The sequence below is a fragment of the Erwinia mallotivora genome (assembly GCF_000590885.1).
Taxonomy (GTDB): Bacteria; Pseudomonadota; Gammaproteobacteria; order Enterobacterales; family Enterobacteriaceae; genus Erwinia; species Erwinia mallotivora.
The window spans coordinates 144,872-163,422 of record NZ_JFHN01000053.1; the positions used below are offsets into that span (position 1 = coordinate 144,872).

General features: G+C 50.9%; 15 protein-coding genes and 2 pseudogenes. 1 reads left to right on the top strand and 16 read right to left on the bottom strand.

Going from position 1 to position 18,551, the window contains the following annotated elements:
- Nucleotides 1-152 precede the first annotated feature (152 nt).
- The 12 genes and pseudogenes from der to BG55_RS23260 form a co-directional block, all read right to left on the bottom strand.
- Nucleotides 153-1,640, bottom strand: a complete 1,488-nt coding sequence (der, locus tag BG55_RS13185; RefSeq protein WP_034938347.1) for a ribosome biogenesis GTPase Der — start codon at nt 1,638-1,640, stop codon at nt 153-155.
- Between the two features lie 253 nt (nt 1,641-1,893).
- The gene (bamB, locus tag BG55_RS13190) at nt 1,894-3,075 is read right to left on the bottom strand and encodes an outer membrane protein assembly factor BamB (protein WP_034938349.1); all 1,182 of its coding nucleotides are present in this window, start codon (nt 3,073-3,075) and stop codon (nt 1,894-1,896) included.
- Nucleotides 3,076-3,120: 45 nt separating this feature from the next.
- Complete coding sequence (locus BG55_RS13195; RefSeq protein WP_034938350.1) at nt 3,121-3,741, bottom strand: YfgM family protein; 621 nt, start codon at nt 3,739-3,741, stop codon at nt 3,121-3,123.
- Nucleotides 3,742-3,754: 13 nt separating this feature from the next.
- On the bottom strand, nt 3,755-5,044 hold the full coding sequence (hisS, locus tag BG55_RS13200; protein ID WP_034938711.1) for a histidine--tRNA ligase: 1,290 nt from the start codon (nt 5,042-5,044) through the stop codon (nt 3,755-3,757).
- Between the two features lie 54 nt (nt 5,045-5,098).
- The gene (gene ispG / locus BG55_RS13205) at nt 5,099-6,220 is read right to left on the bottom strand and encodes a flavodoxin-dependent (E)-4-hydroxy-3-methylbut-2-enyl-diphosphate synthase (protein WP_034938352.1); all 1,122 of its coding nucleotides are present in this window, start codon (nt 6,218-6,220) and stop codon (nt 5,099-5,101) included.
- Between the two features lie 38 nt (nt 6,221-6,258).
- Nucleotides 6,259-7,272, bottom strand: a complete 1,014-nt coding sequence (gene rodZ, locus BG55_RS13210; RefSeq protein WP_034938353.1) for a cytoskeleton protein RodZ — start codon at nt 7,270-7,272, stop codon at nt 6,259-6,261.
- On the bottom strand, nt 7,262-7,990 hold the full coding sequence (gene pilW / locus BG55_RS13215) for a type IV pilus biogenesis/stability protein PilW (RefSeq protein WP_034938355.1): 729 nt from the start codon (nt 7,988-7,990) through the stop codon (nt 7,262-7,264). The genes rodZ and pilW overlap by 11 nt, the downstream gene beginning before the upstream one ends.
- An 82-nt stretch (nt 7,991-8,072) precedes the next feature.
- Entirely contained in the window at nt 8,073-9,242 is a 1,170-nt protein-coding gene (rlmN, locus tag BG55_RS13220) for a dual-specificity RNA methyltransferase RlmN (protein ID WP_034938356.1), read from the bottom strand.
- Nucleotides 9,243-9,493: 251 nt separating this feature from the next.
- Nucleotides 9,494-9,925, bottom strand: a complete 432-nt coding sequence (ndk, locus tag BG55_RS13225) for a nucleoside-diphosphate kinase (protein WP_034938357.1) — start codon at nt 9,923-9,925, stop codon at nt 9,494-9,496.
- Between the two features lie 572 nt (nt 9,926-10,497).
- A pseudogene (locus BG55_RS13230) lies at nt 10,498-11,215 on the bottom strand (MgtC/SapB family protein).
- Nucleotides 11,216-11,332: 117 nt separating this feature from the next.
- Nucleotides 11,333-12,433: pseudogene (locus BG55_RS13235) on the bottom strand (MFS transporter); the annotation flags it as partial.
- Nucleotides 12,318-13,010, bottom strand: a complete 693-nt coding sequence (locus tag BG55_RS23260) for a hypothetical protein (RefSeq protein WP_235192759.1) — start codon at nt 13,008-13,010, stop codon at nt 12,318-12,320. The gene BG55_RS23260 and the pseudogene BG55_RS13235, both read right to left, overlap by 116 nt.
- Before the next feature lie 407 nt (nt 13,011-13,417).
- Here BG55_RS23260 and sseA point away from each other — a divergent pair, with 407 nt between their 5' ends.
- Complete coding sequence (gene sseA / locus BG55_RS13240; RefSeq protein ID WP_034938360.1) at nt 13,418-14,266, top strand: 3-mercaptopyruvate sulfurtransferase; 849 nt, start codon at nt 13,418-13,420, stop codon at nt 14,264-14,266.
- Nucleotides 14,267-14,391: 125 nt separating this feature from the next.
- Here the strand turns inward: sseA and sseB are convergent, their stop codons facing one another.
- The 4 genes from sseB to iscR form a co-directional block, all read right to left on the bottom strand.
- The gene (sseB, locus tag BG55_RS13245; protein WP_034938362.1) at nt 14,392-15,165 is read right to left on the bottom strand and encodes an enhanced serine sensitivity protein SseB; all 774 of its coding nucleotides are present in this window, start codon (nt 15,163-15,165) and stop codon (nt 14,392-14,394) included.
- Between the two features lie 79 nt (nt 15,166-15,244).
- On the bottom strand, nt 15,245-16,528 hold the full coding sequence (gene pepB, locus BG55_RS13250; RefSeq protein ID WP_034938363.1) for an aminopeptidase PepB: 1,284 nt from the start codon (nt 16,526-16,528) through the stop codon (nt 15,245-15,247).
- Nucleotides 16,529-16,680: 152 nt separating this feature from the next.
- Nucleotides 16,681-17,844, bottom strand: coding sequence for an IscS subfamily cysteine desulfurase (locus BG55_RS13255; RefSeq protein ID WP_034938715.1), 1,164 nt, complete (start codon nt 17,842-17,844; stop codon nt 16,681-16,683).
- 110 nt (nt 17,845-17,954) lie between these two features.
- The gene (iscR, locus tag BG55_RS13260; RefSeq protein WP_034938365.1) at nt 17,955-18,452 is read right to left on the bottom strand and encodes a Fe-S cluster assembly transcriptional regulator IscR; all 498 of its coding nucleotides are present in this window, start codon (nt 18,450-18,452) and stop codon (nt 17,955-17,957) included.
- Between the last annotated feature and the right edge of the window lie 99 nt (nt 18,453-18,551).

An 18,551-nucleotide genomic window follows, 5' to 3' on the forward strand; every position in this document is an offset into this window, starting at 1 on the left:
GTCGTTAAGACAGAGTACCCGCGAAACAGCGGGCTTTAATTTAAAAAAAACCACTGCCATTAGCAGGCGAAAAAACGTCAGCCATCAATTAATCCATTCGCAGCGAAGCTATCTGACTGGCAACAAAAAGGGGCCAGAAAGGCCCCAATATATCAACGTTTGTTTTTTTTCAAATGGCTCATCAGACGCTTGCGTTTACGTTGCTGATTCGGTGTCAGCAGGTTACGTTTACCTGCAAACGGGTTGTCACCCTCTTTAAACTGGATACGTATCGGCGTACCCATCACATCAAGCGAACGACGGAAATAATTCATCAGATAACGTTTGTATGAGTCAGGCAGATCTTTAACCTGATTACCGTGGATTACCACGATCGGCGGGTTGTAACCCCCTGCATGGGCATATTTCAGCTTAACCCGACGTCCACGAACCAGCGGTGGCTGATGATCATCTGCCGCCATATTCATGATGCGAGTCAGCATTGAGGTGTTCACCCGGCGGGTTGAGCAGTCGTAAGCTTCAGTAATGGATTCAAACAGATTACCAACGCCGCTGCCGTGCAACGCAGAAATAAAGTGCACGCGCGCAAAATCGATAAAGCCCAGACGATAATCCAGCGCCTCTTTGACTTCATCACGTACTTCCTGTGACAGCCCATCCCACTTGTTGACCACGATCACCAGAGAGCGTCCGCTGTTCAGGATAAAGCCCAGCAGCGAAAGATCCTGATCGGAAATACCCTCACGGGCGTCAATCACCAACATGACCACGTTAGCGTCTTCAATCGCCTGTAGGGTCTTTATCACCGAAAATTTCTCAACGGTGTCGGTAATTTTGCCACGCTTACGTACCCCGGCAGTATCAATCAGGATATATTCGCGGCCATCTCGTTCCATCGGGATATAAATACTGTCACGGGTGGTTCCCGGCATGTCGTAAACCACCACCCGATCCTCCCCCAGAATCCGGTTGGTCAGCGTGGATTTCCCCACGTTAGGACGCCCGACAATCGCCAGCTTGATCGGCAGATCCAGCGGATTGAAGTCATCTTCTGGCTCGGCTGGTTCCTCGCCGCTCTCTTTTGCCGCCAGCGCAGCCCAGTAAGCTTCGTTTTCGTCTTCTTCAGTCACTTCCCGCGGATCGATTTCGTCCATCCAGGGCAGCAAAACCATCTCCAGCAGGCTGGTCACACCCCGCCCGTGCGATGCGGCGATAGGATGGATGTCACCCAGTCCCAGCGACCAGAAATCCACAACTGCCGAATCCGGATCCAGCCCGTCAGTTTTGTTAGCAACCAGAAAGGTGGGTTTCTCACGGGTACGCAGATGTCTGGCTATCCCCTTGTCCGCGTCCATCAAACCGGCACGCGCATCGACCATAAACAGCACTACGTCAGCTTCCTCAATCGCTAACAGTGACTGCTCGGCCATACGCACTTCGACCCCCTCTTCCGTACCGTCGATGCCGCCGGTATCAATGCAGATAAATTCCCGGCCTTCAACCTCAGCCCGACCGTATTTACGATCGCGGGTGAGTCCGGGAAAGTCTGCCACCAGCGCGTCTCGCGTGCGTGTTAAACGGTTAAACAGGGTGGATTTTCCCACATTGGGACGCCCGACCAGCGCGACCACAGGTACCATATGAAGCCTCATAGCAAAAAATAAACGCCTGACAAAAAGACGGTACTGCCGAAATCATGAACAGAACGGTGAAGTTATCTGTCCGGGCAATTAAGTAAGTCGCGACAGAGGCAGACAACGGCCATCAGTGACGATTGCGATAATTTTGGCTGTACCACCCGCAGGCTGACGGCGTAAAGAATACCACGCCCCGGAAAAAACGAAACGGCCCCTGAATTATCAGGAGCCGTGGCAGACCTCATGCTTGATGCAGTTAGCGAGTGAAGGCGTAAACTTCGCCACCCTTCGCCTGAATCAGCAGTTTGTCGCTGGCAACAACGGGTTCCGTCTGAAAACCAGAGCTGTCGACTTTCTGCTGAGCAACAAAGCGTCCATCGGTGGTGTTAAGCCAGTGCAGGTAACCTTCGCTGTCACCCACCACAATATAACCATTGTAGAGCACCGGCGAGGTCAGATTACGGTGCAGCAGATCGCTCTGACGCCAGACGGTGACCCCACCTTCAGTGCTGAGTGCGACGACACGGTCATCCTGATCGACCAGATAAATACGTCCCGCATCGACGATCATATCGTGAACCGAACCAATTTCACGTTTCCAGATTATCTGACCAGAACGCAAATCCAGAGCCGCGAGATTGCCATTGTAAGCCAGCGCATAAACCACCCCGTTAACGATAATTGGTGTGGTGTCCACATCCGCCAGGCGGTCAATTTCGGTTGCACCGGTTGGCTGAGAGATACGCTGCTGCCAGATTATCTGGCCCTGATTCATCATCACCGCACTGACGCGACCATTATCACCGCCTACGATAGCCGCACCAAAAGCCGTGGCCGGAGCCGACTCTCCACGCAGTGAGAGCGAAGGCACATCAAGATTCACACTCCACTTCACCACGCCGCTGGCTTGATCAAGCCCCTGCAACATGCCATTGCTGGTGTGTACCAGTACCAGGCCATCGCTGACAACCGGCCGGGAGAGGACTTCACCCGCGGCTTTGGTCTGCCAGGCAATCGATCCATCTTTAGTATTCAGCGCATAGACCTGACCACGTTCACTGCCAAGGTAGAGATGCTCTGCATCAACGGTCACGCCGCCTGACAGTAAGGCAGACAGATTTTTGGAGAAAAATCCGGTCTTCTCAGACAGGTTAACCTTCCACTGCTCTTTACCATCAGAGGCATTCAGCGCTTTGACTATACCAAAGCGGTCAGCAGCATAGACGCTGCTCTCAGACCACGCAGGATGGAGGTTAGAGTAGTAATCACCTACACCATCACCGACGGAGGCACTCCAGATTTTTTGCGGAGTGAACTGATTTTCAACTTTTGGCAGTGGAGACATTTTAACGACGTCTTCTTCACCGCTGAACCATGAACATCCGCTGAGTAGGGTAACTGAAATCAGTCCCGGCAGAAGTATCTTACGCAATTCCATGAAATCCCTCTTGTGCCTGTAGCGGCTGTTTTACCCGTGGTGAATTTAACCCGGAAGATTATTCATTTTCATTTGCAGCATCTCTTTTAATGCCGGAGACGCATCAGAAGCGATGCCTTTATTCCAGGCATCACGGGCACCGTTGTTGTCACCCTTGCTCAGCAGCGCTTCGCCGCGTACATCCGCCACGATAGCCGTCCAGCCATCCCCTTTCACCGCGTCAAGGGTTTTCAGCGCTTCCTCTGGCTGCTTCAACTGCAACTGAATACGGGCCAGGCGCAAATTGAGCACGGCCTGAAGGTTAGCGTCTTTGGTATCTTTCAATCCGCTCTGCAACTGCGCGGCGGCCTTGTCCAACTGATTGTTGTCAACATAGCGTTTTGCCAGTTCCAGTGAGGCTATTGCCCCATAGGTATTCGGATTTTCACTGGCAAACTTTGTCGCCGCATCCAGTGTTTCTGGTTTGCTGTTATCGAGCCGGGTGGCTACCTGTTGCCATGCCGCCGATGCCTCGATATGACGGTTATCCTGATGGCTGCTCCAGTAACGCCAGCCTGCCAGCGCGGCAACACCAATTACCACGCCAATCACCAATGCTTTGCCATTCTGGGCAAAAAAGCCCTTCAGCGCATCGACCTGTTCGTTTTCGTTGCTATACACTTCCACGCAAACCTTCTCCTTAAATAGCGGCTGTCTGCTGCAACAGCGTGGTCAGCCTGGCAGAGGCATCACCCTGACTGACTGTCTGCTGCTCACCGTTACGTAAATCTTTAATCACCACTTCACCGTTAGCCACTTCCGCCTCGCCCAGTACCAGCGCAATGCGAGCGCCCCATTTATCAGCACGGGCAAATTGCTTCTTGAAATTACCGCCACCAAAATTCGTCATTATCTTCATTGAGGGGGCGATATCGCGCAGCTGTTCGGCCAGTTGCATCGCAGCGGACTGCACACCCTGACCTGAAGCGATAACATAGACATCGACAATGCGTGACGGTTCAAATTCCGGATTCACCGCCTGCACCAGCAGGACTAAACGTTCCATTCCCATGGCGAAACCAACGGCCGGTGTGGCGCGACCACCTAACTGCTCGACGAGACCATCATAGCGTCCACCACCACACACCGTGCCCTGCGAGCCCAGACTGCTGGTGACCCACTCAAAGACTGTACGATTGTAATAGTCCAGACCGCGAACCAGCCGCTGATTGATGGTATAGGCAATACCTGCGGCGTCCAGTAACTGACACAGACCGGCAAAGTGCTCACGAGAATCCGCATCCAGATGGTCAGCCAGCTGTGGCGCGTCGTTCAGTAACGCCTGCACCTGTGCATTTTTACTGTCCAGCACCCGTAGCGGATTGCTGTACATGCGGCGTTTACAGTCTTCATCCAGCACATCCTGATGCTGTTCCAGAAAAGCAACCAGCGCATCACGGTAGCTGGCCCGCGCCTCCAGCGAACCAATCGAATTAAGCTCCAGACTGACGTGCTCCGCAATGCCCAGAGCTTTCCACCAGCGGGCGGTCATCATAATCAGTTCGGCGTCGACGTCCGGTCCTTGCAGACCGAAAACCTCTGCGCCAATCTGGTGAAACTGACGATAGCGCCCCTTTTGAGGACGCTCATAACGGAACATCGGCCCGCTGTACCACAAACGTTGTTCCTGATTGTACAGCAGACCGTGTTCGATACCGGCACGCACACAGCCTGCCGTCCCTTCCGGCCGTAGCGTCAGGCTTTCGCCATTACGGTCGTCGAAGGTATACATCTCTTTTTCAACCACGTCGGTCACTTCACCAATAGCGCGTTTGAATAACGGGGTCTGCTCTACAATCGGCAGGCGGATTTCGCTGTAACCATAGCTGGCCAGAACCTGCCTGAGAGTCTGCTCAATACGTTGCCAGACTGCGGTATCTGCCGGCAGGTAATCGTTCATGCCACGAATTGCCTGAATATTTTTTGCCACTGCCTTTTTCTCACCATGTAAATTGAGCATGGACCCGTTGGCCCATGCATCAGATTATTTTTCAACCTGCTGAACATCAATGCGACGGGATTCATCCATCATTGCCGCCTTGGCACGGATACGCGCCTCCAGTTGGTCAATCATGTCATGGTTGTCCAGGCGCTCGCGCAGGCGCACGCCATCTTCATAGAATCCGCTTTTCTTATTGCTACCGGTCACGCCCAGCGTGGAGACCAGCGCTTCGCCCGGCCCGTTAACCACGCAGCCGATAATGGAAACATCCATCGGCGTGATAATATCTTCCAGCCGCTGCTCCAGCGCGTTTACCGTGCCGATAACGTCAAATTCCTGACGTGAGCAGGTAGGACAGGCAATAAAATTGATGCCGCGCGAACGGATACGCAGCGACTTGAGGATATCAAAGCCGACTTTCACCTCTTCCACCGGATCCGCAGCCAGTGAAATACGCAGCGTATCGCCAATCCCTTCTGACAACAGCAGCCCAAGGCCGATGGCGGATTTTACTGCGCCTGCTCGTGCCCCACCGGCTTCGGTAATCCCCAGGTGCAACGGCTGTTCAATCTGCTTTGCCAGCAGGCGATACGATTCTACCGCCAGAAAGACATCGGACGCTTTCACGCTGACTTTAAACTGATCAAAGTTGAGGCGATCAAGGTGATCCACATGGCGCATCGCTGATTCCAGCAGGGCCTGTGGCGTTGGCTCACCGTATTTTTCCTGGAGGTCCTTTTCAAGCGATCCGGCGTTAACGCCGATGCGGATCGGAATATTGTTATGGCGGGCGCAGTCAACCACCTGGCGGATACGCTCTTCATTACCGATATTGCCGGGGTTAATACGCAGACAGTCCACCCCGTACTCAGCGACCTTCAGGGCAATACGGTAGTCAAAATGGATATCTGCGACCAGCGGCACACCGACCTGCTGTTTAATCAGACGGAATGCTTCGGCGGCATCCATGGTGGGAACGGAAACGCGAACAATGTCCACGCCAACGCGCTCAAGCGCCTTAATTTGATTAACTGTCGCCGCGACATCGGTGGTGCGCGTATTGGTCATCGACTGGACGGCGATGGGTGCACCATCGCCAACAGGCACCTTGCCGACGTAAATTCGCTTCGATTTGCGACGGATAATGGGTGCTTCGTTATGCATATTCTTTCTCCGGAATTACCCGCGACCGGTAAGATGCTTTAGTTTGCACCAACGGACAGGCGCGCAACCTGGTTGGAACGGATGAATCGGCTTAAATCGACTGGCTGTCCCTGATACTGGATCTGCACAGCGCCCGGCGCACCGATTTTGAGGCGATACGGCGCGGTCCCCGCGAGGCTGAGTTTACCACCGCTACGTTGCATTCCGCTGAACAGTTTCTTGCCTGTTGCATCGCTCACTTCCAGCCAGCAATCTTTAGTAAAATTCATGACCAGCGCATTGGCATCGGTAGCTGGCGCACTGACGCCGGCAGCACTGGTTGGCATCTGTGCAGCGGTATTACTGTCAACCGGGGCCTGAGACGGAGAGACCACCGCAGGCTGCGTGCCAGCGCCCGCAGAGGAGGTCGATGGCGCATTTGACGTTGAAGAGGATGCCGCCTGATTAGTAGCGGGAACGGATGGCGCTGAAGCAGACTGATTTGCCGTCGGTACAGAAGGTGCAGCAGGTTGCGCAGTTGAGGTATTCGCTGCGGAAGTGCTGTCAGCACTGTTAGTGTCTGTCAGGGGAATTGACTGACTGTTATCCGCGTGGGTGCCAGCGTTCTGATCGGACATCGAAACCAGATCGTCCTGCGCTGCTTTGTGGTTCTGCCACCACCATGCGCCGGTAAGGCCCACCACCACAAATAACACCAGCCAGGTGAAGATCATCAGCCAGCCATCACGTTTTTTGCGCCGTTTGCCCAGCGCAAAGCCCTGCATTGGCTGAACCTTTGCAGCGCGTACAGGAACCTGTTTAGCCATCATTGGCAACAGTTCCTCTTCCGGCACATGCACCAGACGCGCATACGAGCGGATGTAGCCGCGCAGAAACGTTGAAGCCAGATCGGCCGGGGACTTATCCTCTTCAATGTCTCTGACGGTGGAAAGTTTCAGGCACAGGCGTTCTGCAACGTTCTGCTGAGTCAGGCCCATGTTTTCACGGGCTTCGCGCAGGCGATCGCCCGTTGAGTTTGGTGCTGATTTGTCTTGAATGGCTTCAGTATTCATTAGCTAAAAAATGCAGGTACTGTATCGATTGTGGAAAATTTCGCGCCAGCTTCTCCCCAGCCTGTCTTAGGGCTTCAGGGTGCCTGGCCTGCGCGGCGAAGCGAATCTCTAGCCACAAGCTTTCTGCCGAGGCAGCAAAGTTGCGTTGATAAACATCTAACAGGAGCCGCGAGCTATCGCGCTCATTCTTTCCAAATCGCCTTTCGGCTTCTGCCAGCAGTGCCAGCCCTCTGAGCGAATCGTTTTGCGTCGCTTGTATTAACGCCGCTTCAGCCTTCTGCATCTCTCCTGCACGGAGATAGCAATATCCGGCATTTTCGATCGCATCGGCATGACCCTCGTTTTCAGATAATTCTGCGGCCTTACGGAACTGCTGCTGAGCCGCATCATACTGCCCTAAACCACAGAGAAACGCACCGTAATTATTGATTACATCACGGTTTTGTCCTGCCAGGCGCACCGCTTTTTGGTAATACTGGCCTGCCGTTCCATCGTTGCCCAGTCGCTGTTGATAACGCGCCATCGCCAGCTGGCAGCGGTAATCATCCGGTGCCAGAGAGAGCGCCTGCGCAAGGTTACGCCGCGCCGGTTCAAGGTCATCGCGGGCAAGATATTCCAACCCCAGTTGTAACCTTGTGAGTGCCAGCTCACTATGATGTGGTGACTGGCTACATGCACTCAGCAAAAAAGCCAGCCAAACCGGTAGTCCTTTACCCATACGGCCTCCTGATTGACTTGCGAAGTATCCTACGCCAATCGAATCAGGGCTGACAGTCGCCAGCTGGTTAAAAATCAGGCTTTCAGAGCGCTTTCACAGAAATCGTCTCACCCGCCATTTTTTTACGCATCGTCCGCCGGGTACGGTCAATAACCTCACCCGCAAGCTGACCACAGGCAGCATCAATATCATCACCGCGAGTCTTACGCACAATAGTGGTAAAACCGTAATCCATCAACACTTTAGAGAAACGGTCAATACGACTGTTTGAACTACGACCATAAGGTGCCCCAGGGAAGGGGTTCCACGGGATAAGGTTAATCTTGCACGGGGTATCTTTCAGCAAGGCGGCCAGCTCATGGGCATTGTCCGTGCTGTCGTTGACATGATCAAGCATCACATACTCAATAGTCACCCGGCCCTGATTGGCATTCGATTTGGAGATATAACGACTGACCGAGCCCAAAAATGTCGCAATATTGTACTTTTTATTGATGGGCACAATTTCGTCACGAATTGTGTCATTCGGCGCGTGCAAAGAGATCGCCAGCGCCACGTCGATCATATCGCCCAGCTTATCCAGAGCCGGAACCACGCCGGACGTAGAGAGCGTCACGCGACGTTTAGACAGCCCGAAGCCGAAATCGTCGAGCATGATTTCCATTGCCGGGACCACATTATTCAGATTCAGCAGGGGCTCTCCCATGCCCATCATCACCACGTTGGTAATGGGGCGTTGTCCGGTGACTTTCGAGGCGCCAATAATTTTAGCCGCGCGCCAGACCTGGCCGATAATCTCCGAAACGCGCAGATTACGGTTAAAACCCTGCTGAGCCGTGGAGCAGAATTTACATTCCAGCGCGCAACCCACCTGGGAAGAGACGCAGAGTGTCGCGCGATCTTTTTCCGGAATATATACCGTTTCAACCTGCTGGCCGCCCACGGTGATGGCCCATTTAATGGTTCCATCAGCAGACCGCTGCTCTTCTGCCACCTCAGGGGCACGAATTTCTGCTAATGCTTTTAATTTGCCGCGAAAAACCTTGTTGATATCGGTCATCTGATCAAAATCATCGCAACAATAGTGATAAATCCACTTCATCACCTGGTCAGCGCGAAAAGGCTTTTCACCAAGGCTGACGAAAAATTCACGCATTTGCTGGCGATTCAGATCGAGCAGGTTAATTTTGGCTTTTTCTGGCGCGACAACCACAGGAGATACGGACGACAAAGTCACATTGTGTTCAGACATAATTTTCTCTGGCCTCGTTATTACACGTTATGGCGCTGGGGGTAAGGTACAGCTCTGAAAGAGTCTGTTGCTGATTGCGGGTATATTATTCAGGCAAAATCAGCGATGACAAACACGGTCAGAAATAAATGAAACGCCCCTGAAGGACGTATCCTCATCAGGGGCGGGTATTCTACAGGTGAGCTAAAACAGGTTAAAGCGCGTCAGCAAAATTATTTGTAAACACGCCGTCAGCGCCTGAAGCCAAAACCTTATCGGGTACGTGGGCAAACTTCGCCTTCACCAAAGAAATAAGCGATTTCACGTGTTGCCGATTCAACGGAATCGGAACCGTGGGTCGCATTTTCCGTAAAGCTGTCAGCGTAGTCAGCACGCAGGGTGCCAGCCAGTGCGTTGGCCGGATTGGTTGCGCCCATCAGATCGCGATGACGCTGCACAGCGTTTTCGCCTTCCAGCACGGAAACAACAACCGGACCAGAGGTCATGAATTCAACCAGACCATCAAAGAAAGGTTTACCCTGATGCTCAGCATAGAAACCTTCCGCCTGCTCTTTGCTCAGGTGCAGCATTTTGCTGCCAACGATTTTGAAACCCGCGCTTTCAAAACGGTTAAAAATGGCACCAATTACGTTTTTTGCCACCGCGTTCGGCTTTACGATAGAAAAAGTACGTTCAATAGTCATGTGGACCCCTGTTTGATGTCGAGTGTGACCAGCGAAATGCTCTCCGGCCCTGAAAATGGCGCCGATTATAGGGCGCATCGACTGGCTTGCCTATCAGAGATTCAACAAATTTCTAAACAATCTTTACCGGTACGCCTAAGACTTAACAAATCACAAACATCCGGATATCAGGATGATACGAAGAAGACAGGCGTCAGCGCGTTATTGTCCAGGTGTCAAAACGCATAAATCTATCCAGATTGATTAAACAATGAGAACTCCCTGAATTTTTTATATTCACATTACCTGTAAATCCGCCGATAAAAATGATATCTATTTTTATTATCAAAAATGAAAATAATAAGGGTTAAAATCACCATCAGCTTTTATATTACTGATATACACCAGTCCATCTTAAAGCGGCTTCTGACATTTAGCCAACGCATTACACATATGTATCAACAGTCTTTTTATATTTTTAAATTGTAAGAATGAGGAAAATTTGTCAGCTAAAAATATAACATCATTTATAGCCAACCTGACACCATCCATTAGTTACAGCTGATCGATTTATTATCAATTGCGAGGAAAAATTAACGCTCGAGAGCAACGGAAAAAACTCCTTCAATATTTTTTAGCATAGAATAAAGACTGAAAACGGTTATTTTTTTACTCGTCGACACCCTCATATGTAAAACAATTTTCCCTTTTTTTTCCATCGATAATATTAATGCTGTCTATATTACATTTTCTATCTCGCATACATGAAAAAATCAACGGAATGGTTTGGCTGTCTTGCATAATCAGATTGACAGATACTTTATGCACATGACCATCATTGTGTTTAAAACGGCCAAGAAAAGAACTGAATCGAATTGCAATCAAAAATAGTATCGTACCAAACACCGCATAAAGGTAAAATGCAGAACCGCAGGCTATGCCGACACCGGCAGAGGCCCAGATGATAGCTGCGGTAGTTAAACCAGAGATGCCATCCCCCTGCCTGTGCATGATGACACCCGCTCCAAGAAACCCAACACCACTAATAACCTGAGCCGCAAGCCTCATCGGATCGGTTCGTATATTAGTGGACATTTCAGCATAATGTTCTGCTGACTGAATTGAAACCTGGGTTAATAAACAGCTTGCAACAGCAATAATAATGCATGTTTTTATTCCCACAGGTTTGTTTTTGGATTCTCTCTCCCAACCAATAACAGCACCGAGGATAAAAGAAATACTGAACTTTAAAAAAGGCTCCCAGTTATTTATAACATCTGAAAAACCATCAATTAACTGAGCCAGAGACATGAACAACACTCCATGATAAGCAAAAAAATAATGTGCAACATCAAAATGCTCAATATCAGTTTTGACTGTTATGAGTTGTATGCTGCACTTTATTTAAAAATTACTAAATCTTTGAATTTAAGCGGCAGATGAATTCACCTTTTTTTTCGAACCATCTTTGAAAAAGATAAAAAAGCATAAAGAGACTATCGCAGAAATAATCATCGGATATATCCAAAAGCCCTTCCATTGCGACATTTCCTGGACGTCATTTAATACCACTGTATTGTTGAAAATCTTTCCACATACGGTTGATGCAAACATCAAACCCAGTCCATTGGATACAATGAATCGCAAACTTTGTGCTTGTGCTTTAATCTTTTCTCCAGCTTTGCTATCCACGTAGATATCACCTGCCGTAAAGAAAAAATCCCAACAAAAACTTTGCAGCATTAATGCTATTAAAACATAGATTATATGATTGTCTGTTGCTGAGTGAGATAGCAAAAAGCATCTTATTATCCAACAAACCGCGCCTAAAAGAATAACGTTCTTAAAACCAAATTTCATCAAAAAAAATGAAAGAACAAACATGAATATAATTTCAAAAAAAGTACCTATTTGTAACATTGACGCTGCATTATCAAACCCCAAAGATTTTAAAAATACGGGTATATAAGCGGAGTAGGCCGTCTTGGGTATCATCAGGAAAAAGGTGCTGAGCATAAATACACTGAAATTTTTATCTTTGAAGAGCGACAGCGCATCCAGACATAACATATCTGCAATTTTAAACTCCCCTCCTTTATCCTTAGGCGGAGTATTGGGTAAGGAAAAACAATATAATCCCAGACAAGCTCCGGCCACACTTGCGATATACCAGGTCATGATACTGCCTGAAAAACCAAGCTGTCCGAGTATAAATCCTATGGTTATAAAACCCAGAGTTCCAAACACGCGAATAACTGGAAAGGTTTTAACACCACTGGCATGACGGAAACTTATACTATTTGCCAATGCAGCAGTAGGATAGAAAAGGAGGCCCACAATAAAAATCATAACTAAAAACATAGTATTATTGTGAGACAATATGTATTTTGGTATTAAAAGCAGAACTGCGGCATTAATCAAATGTAATGTACCCATAACTTTTCGGGAACTGAAAAATTTGTCTGCAATCATTCCAACAATTAAAGGTGACAATATAGTCGCAAGCCCCAAACCGCCGTATATCGCTCCATCCGCTTTTATTTTGAATTTTCGGTACAGGTGCGGAATTGACAACAGGGAGAAAATTAAAGTAAGAAGAGGTTAAATCAGAATTAATTAAATTTTCATTATTTTGTTCTGTATTTAATAATATAGCATCGTGCGCATTGGACAGGGGTGATAATTCTGATTGATTTTCCCTTCCAGAATGAGGGCCTGTTTTTCTGGCACTGTCTCTTCCGCTTTTCTGTGAAAAATTATTTTCATTTCGCTCACTATGGCGATCTAAATCCCTTTCTGCCCGATATTTTTCGTATTCCGTGTAGCGCATTAAGGCATTTTTATTGTTGTTTTCCAGTGTTATTTCTTTTGCCCTGGCGGGTGTAATGGCAGGGACACTATGAACAAAAGTCAACGAGGTTAATAAACTAATAGCTGCCTGCGCCATATTGTGTCTGTTCCTGTTCCCACTGTGCAAACCTGGCTGTCTGGCAATATTCTGAACATGTTGATTAAAGGGTATTTTTTGTTTCTGTCGACTTGCTTTCCAGTTTTCATTGTTTCCGACAGACTGACGATAGTACTGATGTGATGATATTTTTGCCATAATTTATATTCCATCCCCTGGATTATTGATGACTTACAATGACTACAAAAGTCATTAAACATATTAATGAATCTGGAGGGGCAATACTTTCAATAAACGATTCAATCTGCTCAAAATATAATTCGCGTCGATACTTTCATTTGCAGCCGAACACTCCCTGTTCAGGCTGAAATCCTCCCCTGTTCAGGCATGACCACAGAAAGAAAAAGCAGACCAGTTTATCACTGTATACCTCTTTCTTTCCGAGCCTTCACCGTCCTGGCTTACTGAAACTCAATCCAACCTCGATCGCCACACAGCAACAGCTACTGTTTCTTGATGAAAGCGCTCAATATCACTACGAAGCTCTTGTGATACCCCCCAGGATCGTTAAAACTCTTGATGCTGACACTGACGACGAGGCCACAATGACAACCTCTTTCTTTATTACCGCCGACTGGCTGGCGGAACATTATGCCGATGAAAATATTCAGGTGCTTGATGCACGGATGCTGCCACCGGGTCAGGAGAAAACGCGTGATATCCATGCTGAATATCTGAGCAAGCACCTTCGCGATGCGCCTTTCTTTAATATTGAAACGCTCTCCGACCACAGCAGCCCTTATCCACACATGCTGCCTCGTGCTGAATCTTTCGCCGTCGCCATGCGTGAACTGGGCATAAACAGTGACCGGCATCTGGTGGTATACGATGAAGGGAATCTGTTTTCCGCACCGCGAGCCTGGTGGATGTTGCGTCAGGCAGGCGTGGAACAGGTTTCAATCCTTGCTGGTGGCATAAAGGCCTGGGAAGCTGCGGGTCATCCGCTGGCCAGTGGCGGAGTCAGCCTGCCGGAAGGCGAATTCACCGCCAGTTTCGATCCTCAGGCAACGGTGAAAGTTACTGACGTACTGCTGTTCAGCCACGAGGGCGGAGCGCAGCTGGTCGATGCCAGAGCAGCCAATCGCTTCAGGGGAGAAGTGGATGAACCCCGTGCCGGTTTACATCGTGGTCATATCCCCCGCAGCCTGAACGTGCCCTGGAATGAACTGGTGGAAAACGGGCAGCTGAAACCTGCCGCCGAGCTGAGGGCCATTTTGCAACACCATGGCGTCAGTCTCAGCGAGCCGGTCATCGCCAGCTGTGGTTCTGGCGTAACGGCCATCGTGCTGATACTGGCACTGAATACGCTGGGGGTCAGAGACGTCAGACTTTACGACGGCTCATGGGCTGAATGGGGAAGTCGCGACGATTTGCCCATCAGCCTGGGTGAATAAACGCCAGCTGCCTGGGCAATTTCTCCGGCAGGCTGGCTGTTTTCAGTCCATCCAGCCGGTCGCGATTGGCGCAAGGTCGCAAACCATCACGCACGGGTAGCGTGCGTGACTGCCGCAATAAAGGGCTATCGCGCGACGCCCGCCTTGAACTCCCGCAGAAAACTTCCCCAACGACGCTCATAAAAAGGCGTGATATGGGCAATGAAAAAATGACTGATACCTGATTCATGCTCCAGCACCTGACAGATATCAATCGGCTCATCAGTCAGCAAGGTATCCGTCGCCACACTGCCCGCAGCCTGGATAATCGTATCGATATCACTGTCAGCCTCAATACCCATCAGCAAAACCGGCTGCTCGCCGGAAGATTCGCGGATGTGCGCGATAAAGGCCCGGCGAACCTGTCGGTATTTTGCAAACAGCGCTGTCAGTGACTCAATCATTTGCGCCGGGGGTTCAGTTACTTCAGAAAGCAGCAACGGGGTGCCCCCTTCCAGCACCTGGTGCTGTGTCAGCGCATTGCCGTTTTCTGCCATCAGGTGTGCAATTTCCTGGGGCAAAAACTCTTTCCCGGAGGGAAGTTCAGGGTTCAGGAACAGGGTTTCTCCCTGAGTAAGCGCAAAGAGTGTGCGAACCGGCATCACCAGGAAAGGTTGTTCCTCACCGGCGACCTGTTGCATTACGTTGGCGGAGGTGAAAAAAGGGATCACCGAACTGCCGTCCTCTCTTTTCCAGTGCTTCAACTCCACAGCAGAGGCGTTAAGCTCTCCTGGCTCAGTCGTTTCACCCGGCACCCAGACGCTGGCTGCCATCAGTAAGGTAAAAAATTCCGGACGGTGTGCCGGCTGCGTCGCCGCCAGCTTTAGCACCTCTTCCAGGCGCTGATTACTTTCATTCATCGATTGATTCCGCATATCACGCCAGCTGTCAACGGGCGCGGCAAAGCGCCCGAGCGACAACGTTGGTCCAAACAGCTGATTATTTCAGTAGCATACTGGCGACGGTGCGCACACCCAATCCTGTCGCCCCGGCTGACCACTGATCCACTGCGCCTTTACGATAGGTGGCAGAGCAGTCGATATGCAGCCAGCCCTGCTGATAGTGCTTCACAAAATATGACAGGAACGCAGCGGCAGAGCTGGCACCAGCCGTGTGCGACGGAGCGGCAATGTTATTGAGATCGGCAAAGTTTGACGGCAGATGACCACGATGAAATTCTGCCAGTGGCAGACGCCAGAAAGGTTCATTTTCACTGGCAGCCGTACTCAACAACGACTGCGCCAGCCGATCATCAAAACTGAAAAGCGCATGATAATCATTGCCCAGTGCAGTTTTTGCTGCACCAGTCAGGGTCGCAGCATCGATCAACAATTCTGGCTGCTGTTCACTGGCATCAATCAGGCCATCAGCCAGCACCAGTCGCCCTTCAGCGTCGGTATTCATCACTTCAACCGTTTTGCCGTTGCGATAATGAATGATGTCACCCAGACGGAATGCGTTACCGCTGACCATATTGTCAGCGCAGCAGAGATAAAGCTTAACGCGCTTTTTCAGTCCTCTGGCGATGGCCAGCGCCAGCGCACCGGTCAGCGTGGCGGCACCGCCCATATCTGATTTCATCGAATCCATCGATCCGCTCGGTTTCAGACTGTAGCCACCCGTGTCGAAAGTGATGCCTTTACCCACCAGGCAGGCAAATACCGGGGTGCTCTCCTCGCCTTCCGGGTTGTAATCCAGTGCCAGCAGCGCCGGACTGCGGGTAGAACCACGCCCTACGGTGTGTAAGCCCAGATAACCTTGCTCACGCAGATCGTCCCCTTTGGTGATGCGGTAACTGATTTTATCACCGGCCACCTCGCACAGCAGATCAACCGCACGCTGGGTCAGTTGCTCCGGGCTGAGATCTTCAGCAGGCAAATTGATGGTGTCACGTACCCAGTCAATAGTCTTCAGGCGACGGGCGAATTCGCTGCTGTCCGCCTCATTCAGTTTCGCCCACTCTACTTTGCGCTCGCCTTTAGGCGCGCGATAACCCTGCCAGAATGCCCAGCTTTTCTCCAGATCCCAGTCGCCGCTCAGGCTGACGGCACGGATCCCCTGAGCGTCAATTTTACGCGCCGCGCGCTGAATGGTGGTCAGGGCATCGCCACCCGTCAGATGAATGGTCAGGCCATCGTCATTGCTGGTGAGAATGGCTTTATCGCCCCAACGGGGGTCGGCCTCTGCCGTTGACAGTGATATTTTCATTGGCGTAGTTGTCATCGCATGGCTCCTTATTTGTTCTTAAACAGAGTCCGTCGTAAAACGGCCGGACACTACAATAAACCTTTTTTCGTTATTGTCTGCGCAGACTGAGAAAATTGACCCGCCTGCGGTTAAGAGAACCTTTCCTGCCGTGCTGATGGCCGGGTGATTCAGACGCCTGACAGGTCACCACGCAGGCGGCTGATGGCGCTTTTCACCGCGTGGACAGCAAAGTCAATGTCCTCTTCGTTGGTGAAACGGCCCGCAGAAAAACGGAGTGAACTGTGTGCCAGCTCACTGGAGAGGCCCATGGCACGCAACACATAGGATGGCTCCATACTCGCTGAGGTACAGGCAGACCCCGACGACACCGCCAGATCCTTGAGTGCCATCAGTAACGTTTCGCCGTCCACAGAGCCAAAGCTGACATTCAGAATGCCCGCCACGCCTCGCGACAAATCGCCGTTCAGTGTTACGCCATCAATCTGGCTGATGCCCTGCCACAGTTTGTTGCGTAAGGCAGTGAGACGCGGAATTTCCGCAGCCATTTCTTCTTTGGCAATGCGATACGCTTCCCCCATCCCGACAATCTGATGGACGGGCAGCGTGCCGGAACGCATTCCGCGCTCATGCCCCCCACCGTGAATTTGTGCAGCAATATGGATACGGGGTTTCCGACGGACATACAGACCACCAATGCCTTTCGGGCCGTATAGCTTATGCGCAGAAAAAGAGAGCAAATCAACCGGAAGCTGGCTGACGTCGAGAGGCAATTTGCCGACGCTCTGGGTGGCATCAACATGAAAGAGAATGTCCCGGCTGCGGCAGAGCTCACCGATTGCGGCAATATCCTGCACAATACCCGTCTCGTTATTGACGTGCATGATTGATACCAGCACGGTGTCGTCGCGCATGGCCGCCTGTAATTGTTGCAGGTCGATTAAACCTTCTGGCCGTGGGGCAAGAAAGGTGACGGTAAACCCCTCACGTTCCAGCTGAGCACAGGTGTCCAGCACCGCTTTATGCTCGGTCTGGCTGGTAATAATATGACGGCCTTTCTGCTGATGTTGCTGCGCAGCACCTTTAATCGCCAGGTTATCTGATTCCGTTGCACCAGAAGTGAAGACGATTTCACGCGGATCGGCACCGATCAAATCGGCTACCTGGTTACGTGCGACATCGACCGCTTCTTCAGCCTGCCAGCCAAAACGGTGTGATCGTGAAGCGGGATTACCGAAGGTTCCGTCGAAGGTGAGGTACTGCATCATTTTTTCAGCAACGCGGGGATCGACCGGGGTGGTCGCTGCGTAATCAAGATAAACCGGTACTTTCATTGCCATTGAACTCCGTGCATTAACGTCATTCAATGCTGTCTGCGGCGGACCAGTTGCCGCCGTCCATAAACACCGATGCGTATGGACGACGGGGTTCAGCCCTGATTTATTCAGGCACGCAGATTGACGTTAATGGTTTCATGCATGCGGCCGGTTGGCACGCGGGTTTTTTCGCTATTGTTCTGGCGGTCGGCTACGTCCAGGATCTCCTGGTTGTTAACCAGCTCAGCCAGCGTGATGTTATTCAGGAAGTCGCTGATGCGCTCGCTGAGGTCGCGCCACAGAACGTGAGTCAGGCAACGCTCTCCACCCTGGCAGCCTTCTTTACCCTGACATTTGGTGGCATCGACAGACTCATCCACGGCAGTGATCACCGCGCCAACCGCAATCTGACTGGATTCTTTACCCAACAGATAACCACCGCCGGGACCACGCACGCTGGCCACCAGGCCGTTTTTACGCAGGCGTGAGAACAGCTGTTCCAGGTAAGACAGGGAGATGCCCTGCCGCTCGGAAATATCAGCTAACGGCACCGGCCCTTCATGGGAGTGAAGCGCAACGTCGAGCATAGCAGTAACGGCATAGCGGCCTTTGGATGTCAGTCTCATGGCGTAAACAACCTCAGTTTTACCCAGCTGTTGGGTGTTAACAAAAAGATAGACGCAAGTCTGACATTCCTGAGTGATTTGGTCAACTATTTAACCTGG

Excerpts from the sequence above, each read along its gene's own strand:
- der (WP_034938347.1), bottom strand. The coding sequence starts at position 1,640 with ATGGTACCTGTGGTCGCGCTGGTCGGGCGTCCCAATGTGGGAAAATCC.
- bamB (WP_034938349.1), bottom strand. The coding sequence starts at position 3,075 with ATGGAATTGCGTAAGATACTTCTGCCGGGACTGATTTCAGTTACCCTA.
- ispG (WP_034938352.1), bottom strand. The coding sequence starts at position 6,220 with ATGCATAACGAAGCACCCATTATCCGTCGCAAATCGAAGCGAATTTAC.
- rodZ (WP_034938353.1), bottom strand. The coding sequence starts at position 7,272 with ATGAATACTGAAGCCATTCAAGACAAATCAGCACCAAACTCAACGGGC.
- pilW (WP_034938355.1), bottom strand. The coding sequence starts at position 7,990 with ATGGGTAAAGGACTACCGGTTTGGCTGGCTTTTTTGCTGAGTGCATGT.
- rlmN (WP_034938356.1), bottom strand. The coding sequence starts at position 9,242 with ATGTCTGAACACAATGTGACTTTGTCGTCCGTATCTCCTGTGGTTGTC.
- ndk (WP_034938357.1), bottom strand. The coding sequence starts at position 9,925 with ATGACTATTGAACGTACTTTTTCTATCGTAAAGCCGAACGCGGTGGCA.
- BG55_RS23260 (WP_235192759.1), bottom strand. The coding sequence starts at position 13,010 with ATGGCAAAAATATCATCACATCAGTACTATCGTCAGTCTGTCGGAAAC.
- sseA (WP_034938360.1), top strand. The coding sequence starts at position 13,418 with ATGACAACCTCTTTCTTTATTACCGCCGACTGGCTGGCGGAACATTAT.
- sseB (WP_034938362.1), bottom strand. The coding sequence starts at position 15,165 with ATGAATGAAAGTAATCAGCGCCTGGAAGAGGTGCTAAAGCTGGCGGCG.
- pepB (WP_034938363.1), bottom strand. The coding sequence starts at position 16,528 with ATGACAACTACGCCAATGAAAATATCACTGTCAACGGCAGAGGCCGAC.
- BG55_RS13255 (WP_034938715.1), bottom strand. The coding sequence starts at position 17,844 with ATGAAAGTACCGGTTTATCTTGATTACGCAGCGACCACCCCGGTCGAT.
- iscR (WP_034938365.1), bottom strand. The coding sequence starts at position 18,452 with ATGAGACTGACATCCAAAGGCCGCTATGCCGTTACTGCTATGCTCGAC.